At 63.6% G+C, this 16,910-nt stretch carries 15 protein-coding genes; 4 read left to right on the top strand and 11 right to left on the bottom strand.

Annotated features, from left to right (window positions below; all coding sequences use genetic code 11):
• Nucleotides 1-4: 4 nt before the first annotated feature.
• From fdxA to KHO22_RS26670, 7 genes are read right to left on the bottom strand one after another with little or no spacing between them, the layout of a single operon-like run.
• Nucleotides 5-343, bottom strand: coding sequence for a ferredoxin (fdxA, locus tag KHO22_RS26700; RefSeq protein ID WP_460483874.1), 339 nt, complete (start codon nucleotides 341-343; stop codon nucleotides 5-7).
• On the bottom strand, nucleotides 340-1,113 hold the full coding sequence (locus KHO22_RS26695) for an enoyl-CoA hydratase-related protein (protein ID WP_211950179.1): 774 nt from the start codon (nucleotides 1,111-1,113) through the stop codon (nucleotides 340-342). Before KHO22_RS26695 ends, fdxA begins: the two co-directional genes overlap by 4 nt.
• Entirely contained in the window at nucleotides 1,110-2,309 is a 1,200-nt protein-coding gene (locus KHO22_RS26690; RefSeq protein ID WP_230427037.1) for a CaiB/BaiF CoA transferase family protein, read from the bottom strand. The genes KHO22_RS26695 and KHO22_RS26690 overlap by 4 nt, the downstream gene beginning before the upstream one ends.
• Complete coding sequence (locus KHO22_RS26685; protein WP_211950178.1) at nucleotides 2,306-3,688, bottom strand: FAD-dependent oxidoreductase; 1,383 nt, start codon at nucleotides 3,686-3,688, stop codon at nucleotides 2,306-2,308. The genes KHO22_RS26690 and KHO22_RS26685 overlap by 4 nt, the downstream gene beginning before the upstream one ends.
• 54 nt (nucleotides 3,689-3,742) lie before the next feature.
• Nucleotides 3,743-4,582 (bottom strand): ABC transporter permease, encoded by an 840-nt coding sequence (locus KHO22_RS26680; protein ID WP_211950177.1) that lies wholly within the window; start codon nucleotides 4,580-4,582, stop codon nucleotides 3,743-3,745.
• Nucleotides 4,582-5,418 (bottom strand): ABC transporter ATP-binding protein, encoded by an 837-nt coding sequence (locus KHO22_RS26675; protein WP_211950216.1) that lies wholly within the window; start codon nucleotides 5,416-5,418, stop codon nucleotides 4,582-4,584. Before KHO22_RS26675 ends, KHO22_RS26680 begins: the two co-directional genes overlap by 1 nt.
• Before the next feature lie 3 nt (nucleotides 5,419-5,421).
• Entirely contained in the window at nucleotides 5,422-6,453 is a 1,032-nt protein-coding gene (locus KHO22_RS26670) for an ABC transporter substrate-binding protein (RefSeq protein WP_211950176.1), read from the bottom strand.
• A gap of 604 nt (nucleotides 6,454-7,057) precedes the next feature.
• On the opposite strand from KHO22_RS26670, the gene KHO22_RS26665 reads away from it, so the two are divergent.
• Nucleotides 7,058-8,173: a porin gene (locus KHO22_RS26665; RefSeq protein WP_211950175.1), complete on the top strand. Its 1,116-nt coding sequence runs from the start codon at nucleotides 7,058-7,060 to the stop codon at nucleotides 8,171-8,173.
• A 510-nt stretch (nucleotides 8,174-8,683) separates the two neighbouring features.
• Nucleotides 8,684-9,037 carry a putative quinol monooxygenase gene (locus KHO22_RS26660; RefSeq protein ID WP_211950174.1) on the top strand — a complete coding sequence of 118 codons (354 nt, stop codon included), beginning with the start codon at nucleotides 8,684-8,686 and terminating at the stop codon, nucleotides 9,035-9,037.
• 74 nt (nucleotides 9,038-9,111) lie between these two features.
• On the opposite strand, the gene KHO22_RS26655 is transcribed toward KHO22_RS26660, so the two are convergent.
• Nucleotides 9,112-10,491 (bottom strand): FAD-containing oxidoreductase, encoded by a 1,380-nt coding sequence (locus KHO22_RS26655; protein WP_211950173.1) that lies wholly within the window; start codon nucleotides 10,489-10,491, stop codon nucleotides 9,112-9,114.
• 309 nt (nucleotides 10,492-10,800) lie between these two features.
• On the opposite strand from KHO22_RS26655, the gene KHO22_RS26650 reads away from it, so the two are divergent.
• Complete coding sequence (locus KHO22_RS26650; protein ID WP_211950172.1) at nucleotides 10,801-12,339, top strand: CYTH and CHAD domain-containing protein; 1,539 nt, start codon at nucleotides 10,801-10,803, stop codon at nucleotides 12,337-12,339.
• A 57-nt stretch (nucleotides 12,340-12,396) separates the two neighbouring features.
• Here the strand turns inward: KHO22_RS26650 and KHO22_RS26645 are convergent, their stop codons facing one another.
• From KHO22_RS26645 to KHO22_RS26635, 3 genes are all read right to left on the bottom strand, one after another.
• Nucleotides 12,397-13,317 carry a 2-dehydropantoate 2-reductase gene (locus tag KHO22_RS26645; RefSeq protein ID WP_211950171.1) on the bottom strand — a complete coding sequence of 307 codons (921 nt, stop codon included), beginning with the start codon at nucleotides 13,315-13,317 and terminating at the stop codon, nucleotides 12,397-12,399.
• Nucleotides 13,318-13,328: 11 nt separating this feature from the next.
• A complete protein-coding gene (locus KHO22_RS26640; RefSeq protein ID WP_211950170.1) occupies nucleotides 13,329-14,516 on the bottom strand; it encodes a thiolase family protein in 1,188 nt (395 codons plus the stop codon).
• Nucleotides 14,517-14,664: 148 nt separating this feature from the next.
• On the bottom strand, nucleotides 14,665-15,798 hold the full coding sequence (locus KHO22_RS26635; RefSeq protein WP_211950169.1) for a thiolase family protein: 1,134 nt from the start codon (nucleotides 15,796-15,798) through the stop codon (nucleotides 14,665-14,667).
• A gap of 201 nt (nucleotides 15,799-15,999) precedes the next feature.
• On the opposite strand from KHO22_RS26635, the gene KHO22_RS26630 reads away from it, so the two are divergent.
• A protein-coding gene (locus tag KHO22_RS26630) for an IS5 family transposase (RefSeq protein WP_211950168.1) occupies nucleotides 16,000-16,811 on the top strand; the annotation gives its coding sequence in 2 pieces (ribosomal slippage) (nucleotides 16,000-16,339 and nucleotides 16,339-16,811; 813 coding nt in all).
• Nucleotides 16,812-16,910: the final 99 nt, after the last annotated feature.

Here is a 16,910-nt window from a genome sequence, read left to right as displayed (position 1 = left end):
GTTGCTAGACCGGCAATGCAGTGGGATACGCCGACACCACGGGGTGATCGCACGCCACCGGGCCGACATAGTCGGCGCCGCCAGGCGAACCGATGCCGCTGACGGTCGGACCGAAGAACTCCCGGTTGACGGCGGCGAAAGCCGCCTCCGCCTCCGGCAGTTCATTATCCGCGTGAATGGCTTCGGTCGGGCATACGGAAACGCAGATGCCGCAACTGATGCACTCGTCCGGATGGATATACAGGGTGCGCCCGCCCTCGTAGATGCAGTCGACCGGGCAACATTTGACGCAGGCGCGGTCCTTGATGTCGATGCAGCCGGAAGCAATCACGTAAGCCATCATCGACCTTGCCACTGGGGCTTGCGCTTTTGCTGGAAGGCCAGCACGCCCTCGTGTGCGTCCTCGGACTGCAATGCGCTGACCAGCGCAGGCAGCCGCAGCGCCTGTGCATCGGATGGCGAAAGCGTGGCAGTGCGGCGCACTACCTGCTTGATGGCCTGCTGGGACAGCGGTGCGCACGCCAGCAAGGCGTCAATCCAGTCCTGCACTGCGGTGTCCAGCTGTGCGCGCGGCACGACTTCGTTGATCAGCCCCATTGCCTCGGCTTCCCGCGCCGACACGCGCTTGCCGGTGAGCAGCATCGCCATGGCCTGGCGATAGGGAATCTGGCGCTGCAGCAGGGTCATGCCACCGTCCAGCGGCATGCGTCCCACCAGGGCTTCAGGCAGGCCGAAGCTGGCTTCCTCGCAAGCCACCACGATATCGCAGCCCAGCACCATCTCGAAGCCGCCGCCCAGCGCAAAGCCGTTGACGCGCGCAATGACCGGAAGGTTCAGCGACTCCCGCAGCGCAATGCCGCCAAAGCCACCGGGGCGCGAAGCCCCCCAGTATTCGAGGCCCGTGGTGGCGGGATTCTTCATGTCCGCGCCCACGCAGAACGCGCGCTCCCCGGCGCCGGTCAGCACCACCACGCGCACATCGTCGCGACGTTCAAGGTCGGTCCAGATGCGCTGCAGTTCGGCCTCGGTGGCCAGGTCGACAGCGTTCAGGACTTCGGGCCGCGACAGCGTCACGGTAGCGACATAGTTCTCGATCTGCAGACTGACGCTCATGATTGCTCCGTTGCGCTCGCCACCGGCGTGCCGGCGTGGCCGGCGAGTTCCGCCAGCACTTCCACATTGTGCTGGCCGAGCCGCGGAGGCGCCCGGCGCAGCGTCACGCGTGCGCTCGACATGCTGATCGGGCTATTGACGAACCTGACGTGCTGGCCTTCGCCCTGCCCTTCCAGCAGCATCTCGTTGTGCCGGGTCTGGGGATCGACCAGCGCCTCGCGCAAGTCGCGCACCGGAGCGCACAGGATGTCCTGTGCCTCCAGGCGGGCCAGCCAGTGCTCGCGCGTATTGCTGGCAAAGCGCTCGCGCAGGGTTGCCTGCAGCGAGGCCTTGTTGGCGAACTGCTGGTTGAGGTCGCTATAACGCGGGTCGACGGAGAGGTCTTCGAGCTCCAGCGCTGCACAGATGTCGCGCAGCGGGTTCTGCTTGAAGGCACCGACCATGACCAGCGGGCCGGTCATGGTGTGGAAGGCGCCGGACAGGGGCATGGCCGCCCAGTTGACCTCCGAGTCCTGCATCATGATCATGGCCGCCTCCTGCATCTGCATGGCGAGCATCGAGTTGTACAGCGATACGCTGATCTTTTGCCCCTGCCCCGTGCGGGACCGCTCCAGCAGCGCCAGCAGCACGCCCTGCACCATGTGCATGCCCGCGGAATAATCGGCCAGCGCGGTCGGGTAGACCGAGACCGGCAGCGACTCGTCGGCACGGCGCGCCATCACGCCCGTGATGGCCTGCGCCAGCACGTCCTGGCCGCCCTTGTGCGCATAGGGACCGCTTTCGCCAAAGCCAGTGCCGACCGCATAGATGATGCGCGGATTCAACTCGCGGCAGGCCTCATAGGACAGTCCCATGCGCTCCATCACGCCGGCGCGGAAATTGTTGACGACGACGTCGGCACCGGCGATCAGCGTCTTCACCGTGGCCATCGCGTCCGGATCCCGCAGGTCCAGCGCGACGCTGCGCTTGTTGCGGTTCAGGCTGCAGAAGATCGGGTTATCGGCGCCCGCCACCGGCTCGAAGGTGGAGCGGCTGAGATCGCCGGCACCCTTGCGCTCGATCTTGATGACATCCGCGCCATAGTCGGCCAGCGTCTGCGTGCAGACCGGCCCCATCATGACCTGGGTGAAGTCGATCACGCGGATGCCACTGAGCGGCAGGTCTTTCTGCATTGTGCGTTGTTCTGCCTGCGTCATGCTGCCTCCACCTGCACATAGGCCGCCAGCGCGGGAATATCGGCGTTACGGCCAGTCTGGTCACCAGGGTCCGCGCCCTGGGCGCGCAGCGTCTTCTGTACCGCGCGCACATCGACGTCACGCACTGAAACACCGGCCTCAAGCGCCAGCGCGGCAGCCACTCCGGCGGCTTCGCCCATGGCCATGCAAGGCGGAATCTCGCGCGAGATCTTTTGCGCCTGCGAAGTGGCCGAATAATGACGCCCCGCCACCAGCAGGTTGTCGATCTGCTTTGGCAGCAGAGCGCGATAAGGCATGTAGTAGTCGCGACCGCGCGCAATGCTGTCATCAAAGCGCACGCGGTGTGCCACGTCTTCCTTGGACATCACGTACTCGCCGTCGAGCAGGCGGGTCTGCCGCACGCCAGTCTGCGGCGCCACGTCGATGACATAGCACTGCTCGAAACCAGGCATCTTGTCGCGCACGAACTCCACCACCGCATGGATATGCTTGCGGCCCTGGATCTCGGCGCGCGTCAGGTCTTCAGCCTTGAGCCCGTCAATGCCCGCCATATGCGGACAGTTGCACCACACCACGCCAGGCAGCGGTGTCTTCAACCACCACAGGCCCCAGGAACCGCCGAGAATGCGCTTGATCTGCCGGTCGAGCTCGGCGTAGGTCTCCGGTTCCTCGCGCTCGAAGCGCTCGGCCGCTTCCGTGTCGACGCCACCGAGGCGGAAAACGGTGGTGGTGATATAGCTTCCGCCAATATGGGGCGCGCCTGCGGACGCGGCGACATCCAGGTCGCCGGTGGTGTCGATCACCACATCGGCCAGGATCGCTTCGCGACCGCTCTTGGTTTCGCAGATCACGCCCTTGACCTTGCCGTCTTCCACCAGCGTCTGCGAGAACCAGGAATGCAGGCGCAGCGAAATCCCGGCTTCCTGGACCATTTCCAGTGCCACGCGCTTGTAGGCGTCAGGATCAAAGGCCGCGGCAAAGCAGACCGGGTGAGGTGTCTTCTGGCTGTGGAAATCAAAGGTGCCCCAGCGTCCCCAGCGCCGGTAGGCAGCGGGGTCCTCGCCCCACTCATTCGATTGCGGGAACCGCGCCAGGCCCTTGGCGGCCATGCGCTCGATCATGGTCATGCAGTTGCCGCGGACCGAGATTTCCTGCAAGTGGCTGTCCCACATATCGTCAAGCACCAGCACCATGCCGCCGGACGCCAGGCCGCCCAGATGGTTGTAGCGCTCCAGCAGGATGGTCTGCGCACCGTTGCGCGCCGCCGCCAGTGCCGCCGACAGGCCGGCCGGCCCTCCGCCTACCACCACTACGTTGGCCTGGGCCGCCACGCGCACGTCGTGGGCGGGCCGGCGAATCCAGTCATTCACTTTGTTCATGCGTATCCTTCGAATAGTTGTTGTCGGGCAGTGCCAGGTGGGCGCTTTGGGCGCTCAATGGGCGCTCGCCGGTTGCCAGTTGATGAGCCGGCGCTCAAGCGCCGCGATGACAAGGAAGAACGTGCCGGACAGGGCTGCGCTCATGATGATGGCCGCGTACAGCAACGCGGAGTCGAAAGCGTAGGTGGCCTGGATGATCATGGCGCCAATGCCTTCGGTAGCGCCGATCCACTCACCCACCACAGCGCCGATGACCGACATCGAAGCCGCGATGCGCAGCGCCGAGAACAGGTACGGCAGCGAATTGAACAGGCGCAGCTTGAAGAAGATCTCGCGCTTGCTGGCGGAAAGCACCTGCATCAGTTCGAGTGACTGCGGGTTGACCGCCTCCAGCCCCCGCACCATGTTCACCAGGGTGGGAAAGAAGCACACGATGGCGGCAATGGTGATCTTGGGCGCAATACCGTTGCCCATGATCAGGACCAGGATCGGTGCCTTGGCCACCACCGGGATCGAGTTGATCATCACGGCGACCGGGTAGAAGATGTCCTGCAAGGTCTTGTTGTGGACGAATACCGTTGCCAGCACGATGGCCAGCAGGTTACCCAGCAGGAAGCCACCCACGGCTTCGGTTGCGGTCGGAATGAGGTTCTGCAGCAGGATGTCGTGCTTGTCGAACAAGGTCTGCAGCACCAGGCCTGGCGAAGGGGCGATGAAAGGCTTGATGTGAAAGCCAGTGACAACGGCCCACCAGGTGAACACCAGCGCGGCAATGCCGAGCGCCGGCAATACCCGTGCACGCCATATGCGCCGGCGGCGGCCGGCACGGTAGGCGTCGGCTTCGGGGTCGGCACCCGTGGCGGGCAGGTCGAGCTTCATTTCCGTGGCACTCATCAGCAGGTCTCCAGCACGCGCCGCAGATGCGCGGATAGTTGTACGAACTCGGTTGTCTCTCGGATATCCAGCGTGCGGTCCTCGGGCAGCGTGACCGGCACGATTTCCCTGACCCGGCCCGGATTGGCCGCAAGCAGCAGCACGCGCTGGCCGAGGAAGGCGGCCTCGTAGATGCTGTGCGTGACAAACAGCACGGTCAGCCCCATCTCGCACCAGACCCGGCGCAGTTCCTCGTTCAGCCGGTCGCGGGTGATCTCGTCAAGGGCGCCGAACGGTTCGTCCATCAACAGGATCCTGGGGTCGCTGACAAGCGCGCGTGCAATCGCCACGCGCTGCCGCATGCCACCCGACATCTCATGTGGATAGGCGTCTTCACGTCCCTTGAGGCCAACCAGTTCAAGCAGTTCGCGCGGCGTAGCCTTGCCCGCGCGGGACTTGCCATTGGCGACCTCCAGAGGCAGTTCCACGTTCTGCAGCGCCGTGCGCCACGGCAGCAGCGCGGCATCCTGGAACACGAATCCGATATCGCGCCTGGCGCGTGCCACGGCCGGCGCTTCGTCGAGCACGCGGATCTGACCACGGCTGGGCTTGACCAGGTCCGCGACAACACGCAGGAAGGTGGACTTGCCGCAACCAGACGGACCGAGCAGGGTCAGGAACTCGCCCTTGGCCACGTCGAGGCTCAGGCCCTCGATGGCGGTCGTGCTGCGTCGGTCCGTAAAAAAGCGGACGTTGATGTTACGGCACTGGATTGAGAGTCCCGCATCTGTATCGCGCACGAGCGGGGTGTTGACGGCGCGCGCCGCGCCGACGGTCTCCGACAGGATGGCTTGCATCATTCAGGCTATGGCTCGGACGGATTGGGTGGCTTGCAGGACGTCCATGGTCATGACGTCCTCGATTTTGGGCGCGCGCGCGCGGAACTGGCCGAGCTGGGCGTAGAGCGAGATCTGCTCCTGCCACACTGCCGCGTCCATGCTGCCCCATCCGCGCGTGCTGCCCTCTTTTGGAAAGGCGTAGTTCATGAACGTGTCCATCGCCGCACGCTCATCGGCGCGGTTCAGGGTGGGGAATTCCTTGACCAGCAGGTCAGTGGCCTGGTCACGATTCTTGTGGGCCTGAATCCAGCCACGCGCGGTGGCGCGCAGGAAGCGCTGCAGCACCTCGGGATGCTTGCGCAGCGTGTCGGTGTTTGCGTAGTACGGCAGCGCATAGAGCCGCACTCCGGAATCCCACAGGCTCAGGTCGACGCGGTCCGCGCCCAGCGCCTTGAGCGCGGAGACGTTGGTCTGCCAGCCGGTGACGGCATCGACGCGCCCGCTCAGCAGCGGCATCATGTCGGCGCCGACCGGCACGATGTTGACCTGGCTCTCGGGAATCTTGTGCTTGGCGAGCAGGGCTTTGATCAGCACCATGCCGGTCGCCTGGATACCGATCCGCTTGCCGATCATGTCCTGCGGCGTGCGGATGGGCGACTTCTTGAGCGAGAAGAAGGCGTAGGGATGCTGCTGTAAGCCAACCGCGAAGCACTTGACGGGCAGTCCTTCCGACACCGCCAGCATGATCGAGGGGCTCGATGAGATTTGCCCGACCTCGCCCCGGCCGGAGGCGACGATGGCGACACCATCGATATTCGGGCCGCCCGGCAGGATGCTGAAATCGATGCCTTCCTGTTCGTAATAGCCGAGTCGCTTTGCCACGACTTCGCCCACCTGGTTGCCGCCCGGTACCCAGCCCAACTGCATGCTGACAGCCGCCTTGTCGGCGGCAAGGGCGCGCACCGAGAGCAATGTGCCGGAAGCAGCCAGCCCCCCCGCCATGAGCGCTGTCCGGATCACGCGTCGGCGCTGTGGATTCTCTGGAACTGCCATCTCATCTCCTTGAATTGCGTATCAATTTGCCCTGCCAGATTCGCGAGGCATTGCTGTGACGGACCTATTCTGATGGCCGCACAGTGCTCTAACAAGAATCATTTTTAGAGCAATGGCGATGCCGAAATTAGATCGCTCGACAATGGTGCGGCGTGCCCGTGGACGGTGCCCTCGATGCCTCGCACCAGTGCAAAAATCAGTGCTACACGGGCACGCCTGCGCCAAAAATTCGCTCAGCCCTCGCCAAAATTGATGCTTCCTGCAAAGCGACTTCCGCACGGAGAATCCCTGCAAATCTCATCGATAAAGAGATTCGGAGAGGAAGCCGGCATGCATTCAGGCCATCAGCGGCAAGTAGCCCAAGCGAATGTGACGCATCGGTACGGGACCGTGATCCGTGCCGGTTGCAAGACGACCGGCAGCACCTGCCAACCTGTCATGCAGATGACGGGCCAGGCGCCACTTCTTCGGTAAAGACTGCGGGCTAATTCATCGCCGCAGACAACTCTCACTCCAGCCCAGCTTCCGCCCTTCTGCCCCCGGTGCGCCGATCGCGCACGGGAAAGGCGCGTTCAACCATTTTTCATCAGAAGAAAAGGTAACCATGAAGCGAAGTGCCATCATCGCCACGTCACTATTGCTGGGCTGCTCGGCGGCGCAGGCCGAGAGCGGCGTGAATCTGTACGGGCTGATTTCCACAGGCATCCTGTATGCCAACAATCAGAACGGCCATTCCCAGGTTCAGCTTGCCAACGGACCGATGCAGACGCCGCGTTGGGGTCTGCGAGGCACAGAAGAACTTGGCGGCGGCAACACCGCCTTCTTCACCCTCGAAGGTGGCTTTGCCATTGATACGGGCACCCTTTCCCAGGGCGGTCGTCTGTTCGGCCGGCAGGCGTTCATAGGTCTGCAATCGCAGGAACTGGGCACCGTCACACTGGGCCGCCAGTACGACCTGCCGGCGGCAACCTTGTGGCCCTACGAGTCAGCGACACAGTTCGCCGCGTTTGGCTCGCACATCGGTGATAGCGACAACGTCTTCAATACTTTCCGCGTCAACAACACGATCGCCTACAAGAGTCCGTCATACGGCGGCTTCCAGGTTTCCGGAATGTTCAGCCTTGGCGAGAAACCTGGCGACTTCAAGTCGAACAATGCGTTCAGCTTCGGCGCATCGTACAAGGCGGGCGATCTGTCGCTTGGCATGGCATACGAAGAGCTGAACACACCCAATGCCGCCAGCAATCAGTCCGGAGCGGTAGTGGGGGATTACGGATTCAGCTCGCCTTTCGTCACCAGCCCGACCAACGGTGCAAAGGTCAACCATCAGCGAATTTTCGGCGCCGGCGGGGCCTATCAGTTCGGGAAGGTGGGGACTTCACTGCTGTACACCAATGTCCGCTTCGACTATCTCGACAACACGCACCTGACGCTGAACAATGCCGAGTTTTCCCTGACTGACTACATCACGCCCAACCTGCTGGTGGGGGCGGCCTATATATTCACCTGGGGTGAGTATCAGCCGATGAGCACCACGCCGCAGTGGCACCAGGTGAACCTTGGCGCGGACTACTTCCTGAGCAAGCGCACCGACCTCTTCCTGGTCGGTATTTACCAGCGCGCCGCGGGGGACGCAAAGTTCGCTCAGATCTACACGCTCGCCCCTTCGTCGACGAAAAGTCAGGTCGCCGCCGTGGTGGGGATGCGGCACAAGTTCTGAGTGCGAATCTGGCGAATGCCGTGTCCGGCATGACATGAACAGGTAGTGGCGCAGCAGAGCCCGGCCCAGCGACCAGCGGCCTGCAACGGGAAGTGACAGTCGTGGCCGCCTTACTGCGAAGGTCTCGAACGACACCGGCGGAAACAGTAGCCAACCCACCTGTCAGGGTTGGCATCCGTGAAGGAGAGCGTGCAAATGTTGGGGAGGCGAATTTTCGTCAGGCACCCTGACTTGCGGTGAGGGTGTCACGGTTAATTCTGTTCAGGGGGCGGTGCCAGTTCGGCGATGCTGGCCCGATGGATTGGCTGTGATTGGCTGTGAGCGCGAGGCAGCATCGCGATCAATGCACCGGACTGCCTGATGCGGGTCAGGTTCTATAATGCAGCAGCAGTGGATGTGGCAGTCACGCCGCCGCTACTCCTATTGGACTATGGTCCAATACCACGGTTGGCAGTTGCTCCGAGTGTCAGCGTCGTGTGAGCCTTGAGGTACCGTACCATGGAGGCAGGGATGCAGAGCGAACAGGTGTACTGGGTTTTCACGGTTACCGTCGATCAGATGGACAAGTTCACGCCGCTGATACCAAAGCTTGTGGCCGCAACGGAGAAGGAGCCGGGCGCGCTGCAGTTTGAGTTCAACATCGGGGACGACCAGAAGACGGTTGACATCTTCGAACGCTACTCGGATTCGAAGGCGGCCCTCTTCCACCAAACGGAGAGCTTCATCCCATTGTCGAAGGAGTTCTTCGCTGTGGCCAAGCTCGCTCGGTGGGTAATCTATGGCACGCCGTCGGACGAGTTCAAGAAGGCGAACGCCGACCTCCACCCGATTTATATGACACGATTCGATGGTTTCGTCAGGTGACGGGATTGGCCAAGCACGCTGTCCGTCGGGGCTTGACTACGTGGTTTCCGGCACCCATGGCCGGTTAAAACGAGCTAGCCCTGCGCCCGCAATTCCTGCAGCAGCGTCGGTACCAGTTCGGACACCGTGGGATTGATGTGCATCGCGCGGCTGATGGTCGTATAGGGCGCCTTGGCATACATGATGTCGAGCAGTGAGTGAATCACTTCGTCGCCCGACAGGCCCAGGATCGCGGCACCCATGATCATTCTGGTGTCCGCGTCGACCACCACCTTCATGAACCCCAGGCTCTCGCCTTTCTCCACGGCCCGCCCGACACGGCTCATCGGGCGGGTGCCGACCAATACCTGGCGGCCGGATTGCCGCGCTTCCCTCTCCGTCATGCCGGCGCGGCCGAGCGGAGGGTCGATGAACATGGCATAGGCTGGGATACGGTCCGCCACGGAGCGCGGCTCGTGGTCCAGCACGTTGGCAGCGACGATCTCGTAATCGTTGTATGACGTATGCGTGAAGGCGCCGCGGCCATTGCAATCGCCTAGCGCCCAGATGCCAGGGACTTTGGTGCGCAACTGTTCGTCTACCTTGATATAGCCGCGATCGTCGGTCTCGACGCCTGCCTGGTCGAGCCCCAGATCGTCAGTGTTGGGCACGCGTCCCACCGCCAGCAGCAGATGCGAGCCGTGGACGTCGGGCGCGCCGGCCGCGCAATCCAGCCCGACGGCAATATGATCGCCATCCCTGCGCGCGCTCAGGCAGTTGGCATCGAGCCGGATCTCGATACCCTCGGCTTCCAGGATCTCCCGCACTGCGTGCGACACATCCTCGTCTTCGCGCTGGATCAGGCGCGGGCCTTTTTCGACGATGGTCACCCTGGCCCCGAAACGCCGGTACATCTGGCCAAACTCGAGGCCAATGTAGCTGCCGCCAATGATGATCAGGTGCTCCGGCAGAAAATCGACCTCCATCATGCCCGCGTTGGTCAGGTACGGTACCTGGTCCAGCCCTGGCATCGGCGGAACCAGGGCCCGCCCGCCGACGTTCACGAATATCCGCTCCGCCTGCAGCAGTTCGCCGTTGACGCGCACACTGTGCGTGCCCTCGAAGCGGGCGTGGCCTTGATAGACCGTGACCTTGTCCAGGCCACGCATCCACTGCTCCACACCATTGCTGGACCGGCCGGAAATTTCGTCCTTGCGTGCCTTCACCCGCTTCATGTCGACGGCGACCGGCCCGCCGATCTTCACCCCGTACTCGGCCGCCCGCCGCGCCAGTTGGGCTGCGTAGGCGCTTGCGATCAGGGTCTTGGTGGGAATGCAGCCGGTGTTCACGCAGGTGCCGCCAAAGCGCGCGCGCTCGATCACGGCCACGTCCATGCCCGCACCTGCCAGCCGCGCCGCCAGCGCGGGGCCGGCTTGTCCGGTGCCGATGATGATCGCGTCGAATTCTTGAGCCATCACGATTCTCCTTGCCTTGTACCCTGCTCGCCGCAATACGGATGACAAGATCCTGCTACCGCCAGGCTTTGCAACATACTCTATTTTTTGCCACCCGGCTCCAGCGCACGACTCGCCTGGACCTGCCTCTTCTTGGCCGAGGATTTGCTACCGCCTGACGGCACGCGTCTTGCACAAGTCAATTCATTGCAAAGGCACGTGCCCGAAGAACCGGCTCTCGCGGCAGCTATATGTAAATCCGGCGTTCAGATGTAGGAGCGGGCCGCGATCCACATGCAGGATAGTGCACCCTTGGCAAGGAGCAATACTATGGAGAAGGAACTGAAGTTCGAACTGGCGGCAGACCGCGACGCCGTCATTCGAGACCTGCCGGCCCTGCCGGATGTGGAACTGCATCCACACCGGGAGCAGGCCCTGCAAAGCGAATACTTCGACACCCCGGATTTTCTCTTGCGGCGAAACGGAGCCGCTTTGCGTGTCCGCCGGAATGGCGACCAGATCGTCCAGACCCTCAAGTCATCGGGAGAGCAGCGCGGCGGGCTCTTCGAGCGCGAAGAATACGAGTCTTCACTGAAAGAGGCAAAGCCTGATCTGGAGGCCTTGCGCGCGGCCGTACCGAAGTCTTCCCCGCTCTCAGCTGTCCTCAAGAACGGTTCGCTGTCAGATCGGCTGGTTCCGATCTTTCGAAGCACGGTCAGCAGGAGATTGTGGACGCTGAAACTGGAGAGCGGCGAAGAGATAGAGGTCGCACTGGACAGCGGGAAGATTACAGCGGCCCAGCAGACACGCTCCTTCTCCGAGCTCGAGTTGGAACTCAAGGCCGGCGATCCCCGGTGCCTTACCGAAGTCGGGCTTCGGCTCATCGACAAAGTGCCGATGAGCCTGAGCATGCAGAGCAAGAGCGACCGCGGCTATGAGCTGCTGGTATCCGACAGCCGTCCGGCGGTCAAGGCCCAGCCCATCGCGCTGAAAATGAAGGACACCGTGAAAGAAGCCCTCTGCAAGATATTGCAGAACTGCCTGGATCAGGTACACGCCAATGCACCGCTCGTGGCCACTGGACACTCGCCCGAAGGCGTGCACCAGATGCGAGTCGGGCTGCGTCGCTTGCGCTCCGCGCTCGATATGTTCGACGATGTGATCACAACACCAACAGCCATTGCGGATGAAATCAACTGGATTGCCGACGAACTTGGTCAATCCCGCGACTGGTATGTGCTGGCGCATTTGACGCTACCGCAGGTTGACGCCGGCGAGGACAAGCGCGACCAGGTAGCGGAAGCCACTGCCGCGGCGGCGGAGATCGCGCAAGCCCGCCACGCCAAGGCCACGGCGGCGGTGCAGTCGCCTCGCTATGCACGCGTTGCCCTTACGCTCGATCAGTGGGTCGCGGCACCTCCATGGCGCGATGCGTCCGACGAGACGCGCAAACTGCTTGAGCGACGCGTCGGCGCCTTTGCCGATCGCATCGTGCACAAGCGTCACCGCAAGCTCGTTCGACGTGGGCGAGGCCTTCACAAGCTCGATACGCATCACCGTCACCGCGCCCGGATCGCGGCAAAGAAGCTTCGCTACGCGGCCGAGTTCTTCGCTGACCTCTTCAAACAAAAGAGCCTGAAACCGTATCGGATCGTACTGGCGAAATTGCAGGATGATCTCGGGTGGGGCAACGACATGGCGGTGGCAGATCGCCTGCTGGACCATCTGCAAAGGCATCATCGCAAGGCTTCCGATGGTGCAAGCTACGCGCGCGGCTTCCTGGCAGCGCGCACGGCCGGCGATCGGGACAATCAACGGAGGCTGTGGAAGCGATTCCAAAGCACATGCCGCCCTGCCAGTCGGCAATGAAGGGGCATTTACCGGAGCGGGCAGCGGCGAGACCGCCTCGCCGCTGCCCGGCGCTGGTCAGCCACGCCGGCCCTGGTAGACCTGCAGGTGACAGTACGCGATTCGGCTCAGCGGCAGATCACGGCCAGCCGCTTCGCCATGCGCGATCAGATCGCCGACGATGGCGTCGGCCTCGATTCGCCTTGCGCCCTGTGCGATGTCGCGCATCATGGACGCAGCCCATGTCGAGGTCTCGTCGAGCAAGCGGTCGCGCATCTCCTCGGCTACGCGATCCGGCACCGGATAGCCGCAGAGCGCCGCCACGGTGCTGCACTCGTCAATGGCCTGCTCCATCAGCCTGCGGCCATCCCGCGTCTTCAGGATGTCGCCAACCGTGCCACGCATCAGGCAGGTCATCAGCGCGCCGGCGGCGATCATGACCCACTTGTTCCACAGTTCCTGTTCGATGTTCGACGACAGGCCTCGAATGCCCGGCGTGCGCGAAGCCAGTCTGTGGAAGTCCGCCGCCAGTCTCTGCGCCTGTGGCGTGCGGGCACCGACAAGGAGCTTGTCCGCGCGCCCGGCGTGCGCAATCGATCCGTCCGGGGCCAGGGTCGTAGCGATGTATGACACGCCTCCGAGCACATGGTCCCGCCCGAAACGGCGGTCAAGTTTTTCGTAGGCGGACAGCCCATTCAGCAACGGCAGGACGGCGGCCCCTGCGGCGGCAACGTGAGCGATGGCGTCCATCGCCGCGTCGATGTCATAGCTCTTGCAGGCCAGCAGGATCAGGTCGTAGCCAGTGCCGGGGTCATCGGCCACGACCGTCTTCACCATGCCCCGAAAGTCCCCAAGCTCGCTATGCATGCGCAGCCCGTGGTGCGCGAGAGCGTCGGCGCGGGCGGGACGGACCAGGAACGTCACGTCGGCGCCCGCCTCGATCAGCCTCGCCCCGTAGTAGCCACCCATGCCGCCGGCGCCGAGTACCAGTATCTTCATGGGTGCCCGCCTCACGACAGCATTTCGAGTGCGAGGGCGATGCCCTGCCCGCCGCCGATGCACAGCGTGACGATGCCGCGCCGGATGCCATCAGCCTGCATGCTGTACAGCAACCGGGTGGTCAGCACCGCGCCCGTCGCGCCGATGGGATGGCCGTGTGCGATCGCGCCGCCGTCAACGTTGACGATGTCGTGCGACAGGCCAAGTTCGGCGGCCACCGCCAGCGGCACGGCCGCGAAGGCCTCGTTGATCTCGAATCGCTCGACGTCGCCCAGCGACCAGCCGGCGCGCTGCAATGCCTGTCGCACCGCCGGCACCGGACCCAGCCCGAACAGGCCCGGTTCCACGGCGCCGACCCCGTAGGCCGCCAGCCGGGCCATGGGCGCGAGACCATGGCGCTCGGCGTAGCCGCGGTCTGCAACCAGCACGGCAGCGGCACCGCTGTTGATGCCAGGCGCATTGCCGGCCGTGATGGTGCCGTCGGGGCGGAAGGCGGGCTTCAGGCGGGCCAGTCGCTCCAGCGTCGTATCCGGACGACTGGCCTCGTCGAGCCTGAAGGCGGCGGTACCCTGCTTGCTCTTCAGCGGAACGTCCACGATCTGAGCCGCGAAGCGGCCCTGCTGCTGCGCGCGGGCAAAGCGTGACTGCGAACGCTCAGCCCAGCGATCCTGCGCGTCCCGGCTCAGTTTGTAGCGCGTCGCGAGGTCTTCGGTATGCCAGCCGGAATGCTGGCCCGAGAAGGCGTCATGCAAACCGTCGAGCAGCATGCTGTCCTGCATGGTCGCATCGCCCATGCGATTGCCCCAGCGCCCGCTCGCCAGCAGGTAGGGGGCGCGGTCCATGTTCTCCATGCCGCCCGCGACAGCCACATCGGCATAGCCAAGCCGCACTTCGTCCGCCGCTGTGGCGATTGCCTGCGCGCCCGACCCGCACACGCGATTCACGGTCATGGCCGGCAACGATACCGGCAAGCCCGCGCCGATAGCGGCCTGCCGCGCCGGGTTCATCCGATTGCCCGCCTGCACGACGTTGCCGAACACCACACTGCCGATCGCCGATACATCGACGCCCGAGCGCCGCACCGTTTCGCGGATCGCTGTCGCGCCCAGTTCGGTGGCCGGCGTGCCCTTCAGCGACCCGTTGAAGGCCCCGATCGCGGTCCGCACCGGATGACACAGTACTACGTCCTTTGCACTCATGGTCCTGCTCCCCTTGCCGTGACTTGCATCACGATGAACTCGACTCGCCTCAGTCCTCAGCCGGCGGTGACGCGGCTTTCAAAAGAGCCTGAGTCGCCTTGCCGCGCGACCGCGCGCCGGCGGGCGCATCTGTCGCCGCCGTCCAGCTTCAGATCCGCTCCAGGATGGTGGCGATACCTTGCCCCCCGCCAATACACTGCGTGGCAAGCGCATAACGCTGCTTCTCGCGTTGCAGCAGGGCCGCCGCCTTGGCGGTAATGCGCGCGCCCGTCGCGCCCAGCGGATGGCCGATGGAGATGCCGCCCCCGTCCAGATTGGTGCGGGACGGCGCCAGGTCCAGGTCACGCATGCACGCAATGGCCTGCGAGGCGAATGCCTCATTGATCTCCACCACGCCCAGCTTGCCGGCATCGAGTGACGCGCGTGCCAGCGCCTTCTTCGTTGCCGGGATAGGACCGACTCCCATGATCTCCGGATCGACTCCGGCCACCGCGAAAGACAGGATCCGGGCGGTTGCGGGGAGATTGTGGCGCTCCGCAAACTTGTCGCTGGTGACAAGCACGGCCACCGCACCGTCCGTCAAAGGCGAAGACGTTCCCGCCGTGACAACACCCTCCGCGCGGAACGCTGGCTTCAGGTTCGCCAGCGCTTCAAGGGAGGTCCCGGGGCGAATGCAACCGTCTTCGGTGACCACCGTTCCTTCAGGCGTTTCAATCGCGATGATTTCGTCGCGCAAGCGGCCCTCGGCGCGGGCGGTCGCTGCCTTCATGTGCGAATGGACAGCAAAGGCCTCCTGCTCGCGCCGCGTGACGTTCCAGCGCGCCGCCACGTTCTCCGCTGTTTCTCCCATCGAGACATAGGCCCGCGACGTCGCCTTGAGCCGCGGGTTCGGAGATGGCGTAAAGCCGCCCTGGGGCACCATCGTCATGGATTCGACGCCTACGCAGAGGAATGCATCGCCCATGCCGGCCTCGATATTGGCCGCCGCCATATGGATCGCCTGCATGGACGATCCACAGAAGCGATTGACGGTAGTCCCGGCAACGGTATGAGGCAAACCAGCGAGAAGGCCAACAATGCGCGCGAGGTTGTTGCCCTGTGGACCTTCGGGGTACGAGCACCCGAGGATCACGTCCTCGATGAGCGCAGGGTCAAGGTCGGTTCGCGACAGCAGGCCCCGCACCACCTGCGCAGCAAGTTCGTCCGGCCGTGTCGTGGCCAAAGCGCCTTTTTTTGCGAAGTGGAACGGCGAACGAGCATATCCAGCGATGACAGCTTTCATTGAGGTTTCTCCGTGGCGGCATAGTATGATGACCATCATAACAAAGAATCTGGCCATGTGCTGGAAGGCCTCCACGGAGGTCGGATGCGGTCTTCCTGATATATTTACCGGCTTAGAAGCTGTTGCGAAATTACCCATAGGGTCTGTTAACTTTTTCGAGCCGGTGTTAACTTCCTGTCTTGTTTTGCCTGACAGGAAGCGATGCCCAGAGAACTGATCGACGACGAACTGTGGTCACTCATCGAACCGCTGCTGCCGGCGCGACCGCCGCGCAGCCGCCGATATGCAGGGCGCAAGCCGACGCCGGACCGAGCGGTGCTGACTGGCATCGTGTTCGTTCTGCGCTCTGGCATCGCCTGGAACCTACTGCCGCAAGAGATGGGTTGTGGCTCGGGCACCGCATGCTGGCGGCGGCTGGTTGCGTGGCAGGAGGCTGGTGTCTGGCAACGCATCCACGAGACACTACTGGCCGAATTGCGCCGTCGCGGCCAACTCGACATGGCGCGCGCCATTGTCGACAGTTCCTCGGTTCGCGCCATGCTGGCGGGAAAAAAACTGGCCCGAACCCAACGGACCGGCGCAAGCTCGGCAGCAAGCACCACCTCATCGTCGACGCGCAAGGCATCCCGCTCGCCGTCATCCTGAGCGGCGCGAACTGCAACGACATCACGCAACTCGATGCGTTGGTCGAGGCGATTCCGCCCATTCGCGGAAAGCGCGGACGCCCCCTGCGCAAGCCGAAAATAGTCCAAGGCGACCGGGGCTACAGTTCCGAGCCACACCGACAGCGCTTGCGCAAGCGCGGCATCACGCCCGTGCTTGCCAAAATCGGCTCTCCTCACGGGAGTGGGCTCGGCAAAACGCGCTGGGTCGTGGAGCGCTCGATTGCTTGGCTCCACTCGTTCAGACGCCTGAAGATTCGATACGAACGATATGCCCATGTCCACGAAGCCTTCCTGTCCCTTGCCTGTTCACTGACTTGCTGGAGCAGGCTAAAGCCCTGCATGAACTAATTTCGCAACAGCTTCTTAGTCTTACTGTGTCATTAGTTTAGGGGCTACCAGCGCAAAACGGACATCGATGGAGTCGTTGGGCAATGAAGGCAGCAATGC

The sequence above is a fragment of the Cupriavidus yeoncheonensis genome (genome assembly GCF_905397275.1).
Taxonomy (GTDB): Bacteria; Pseudomonadota; Gammaproteobacteria; order Burkholderiales; family Burkholderiaceae; genus Cupriavidus; species Cupriavidus yeoncheonensis.
The sequence above is the reverse complement of the archived record's forward strand: the minus strand, read 5'-3'. Positions and strand labels throughout refer to the sequence as shown.

What these genes read in the sequence shown, in the direction of transcription:
- fdxA (WP_460483874.1), bottom strand. Translation starts at nt 343, where the DNA reads ATGATGGCTTACGTGATTGCTTCCGGCTGCATCGACATCAAGGACCGC.
- KHO22_RS26695 (WP_211950179.1), bottom strand. Translation starts at nt 1,113, where the DNA reads ATGAGCGTCAGTCTGCAGATCGAGAACTATGTCGCTACCGTGACGCTG.
- KHO22_RS26690 (WP_230427037.1), bottom strand. Translation starts at nt 2,309, where the DNA reads ATGACGCAGGCAGAACAACGCACAATGCAGAAAGACCTGCCGCTCAGT.
- KHO22_RS26685 (WP_211950178.1), bottom strand. Translation starts at nt 3,688, where the DNA reads ATGAACAAAGTGAATGACTGGATTCGCCGGCCCGCCCACGACGTGCGC.
- KHO22_RS26680 (WP_211950177.1), bottom strand. Translation starts at nt 4,582, where the DNA reads ATGAGTGCCACGGAAATGAAGCTCGACCTGCCCGCCACGGGTGCCGAC.
- KHO22_RS26675 (WP_211950216.1), bottom strand. Translation starts at nt 5,418, where the DNA reads ATGCAAGCCATCCTGTCGGAGACCGTCGGCGCGGCGCGCGCCGTCAAC.
- KHO22_RS26670 (WP_211950176.1), bottom strand. Translation starts at nt 6,453, where the DNA reads ATGGCAGTTCCAGAGAATCCACAGCGCCGACGCGTGATCCGGACAGCG.
- KHO22_RS26665 (WP_211950175.1), top strand. Translation starts at nt 7,058, where the DNA reads ATGAAGCGAAGTGCCATCATCGCCACGTCACTATTGCTGGGCTGCTCG.
- KHO22_RS26660 (WP_211950174.1), top strand. Translation starts at nt 8,684, where the DNA reads ATGCAGAGCGAACAGGTGTACTGGGTTTTCACGGTTACCGTCGATCAG.
- KHO22_RS26655 (WP_211950173.1), bottom strand. Translation starts at nt 10,491, where the DNA reads ATGGCTCAAGAATTCGACGCGATCATCATCGGCACCGGACAAGCCGGC.
- KHO22_RS26650 (WP_211950172.1), top strand. Translation starts at nt 10,801, where the DNA reads ATGGAGAAGGAACTGAAGTTCGAACTGGCGGCAGACCGCGACGCCGTC.
- KHO22_RS26645 (WP_211950171.1), bottom strand. Translation starts at nt 13,317, where the DNA reads ATGAAGATACTGGTACTCGGCGCCGGCGGCATGGGTGGCTACTACGGG.
- KHO22_RS26640 (WP_211950170.1), bottom strand. Translation starts at nt 14,516, where the DNA reads ATGAGTGCAAAGGACGTAGTACTGTGTCATCCGGTGCGGACCGCGATC.
- KHO22_RS26635 (WP_211950169.1), bottom strand. Translation starts at nt 15,798, where the DNA reads ATGAAAGCTGTCATCGCTGGATATGCTCGTTCGCCGTTCCACTTCGCA.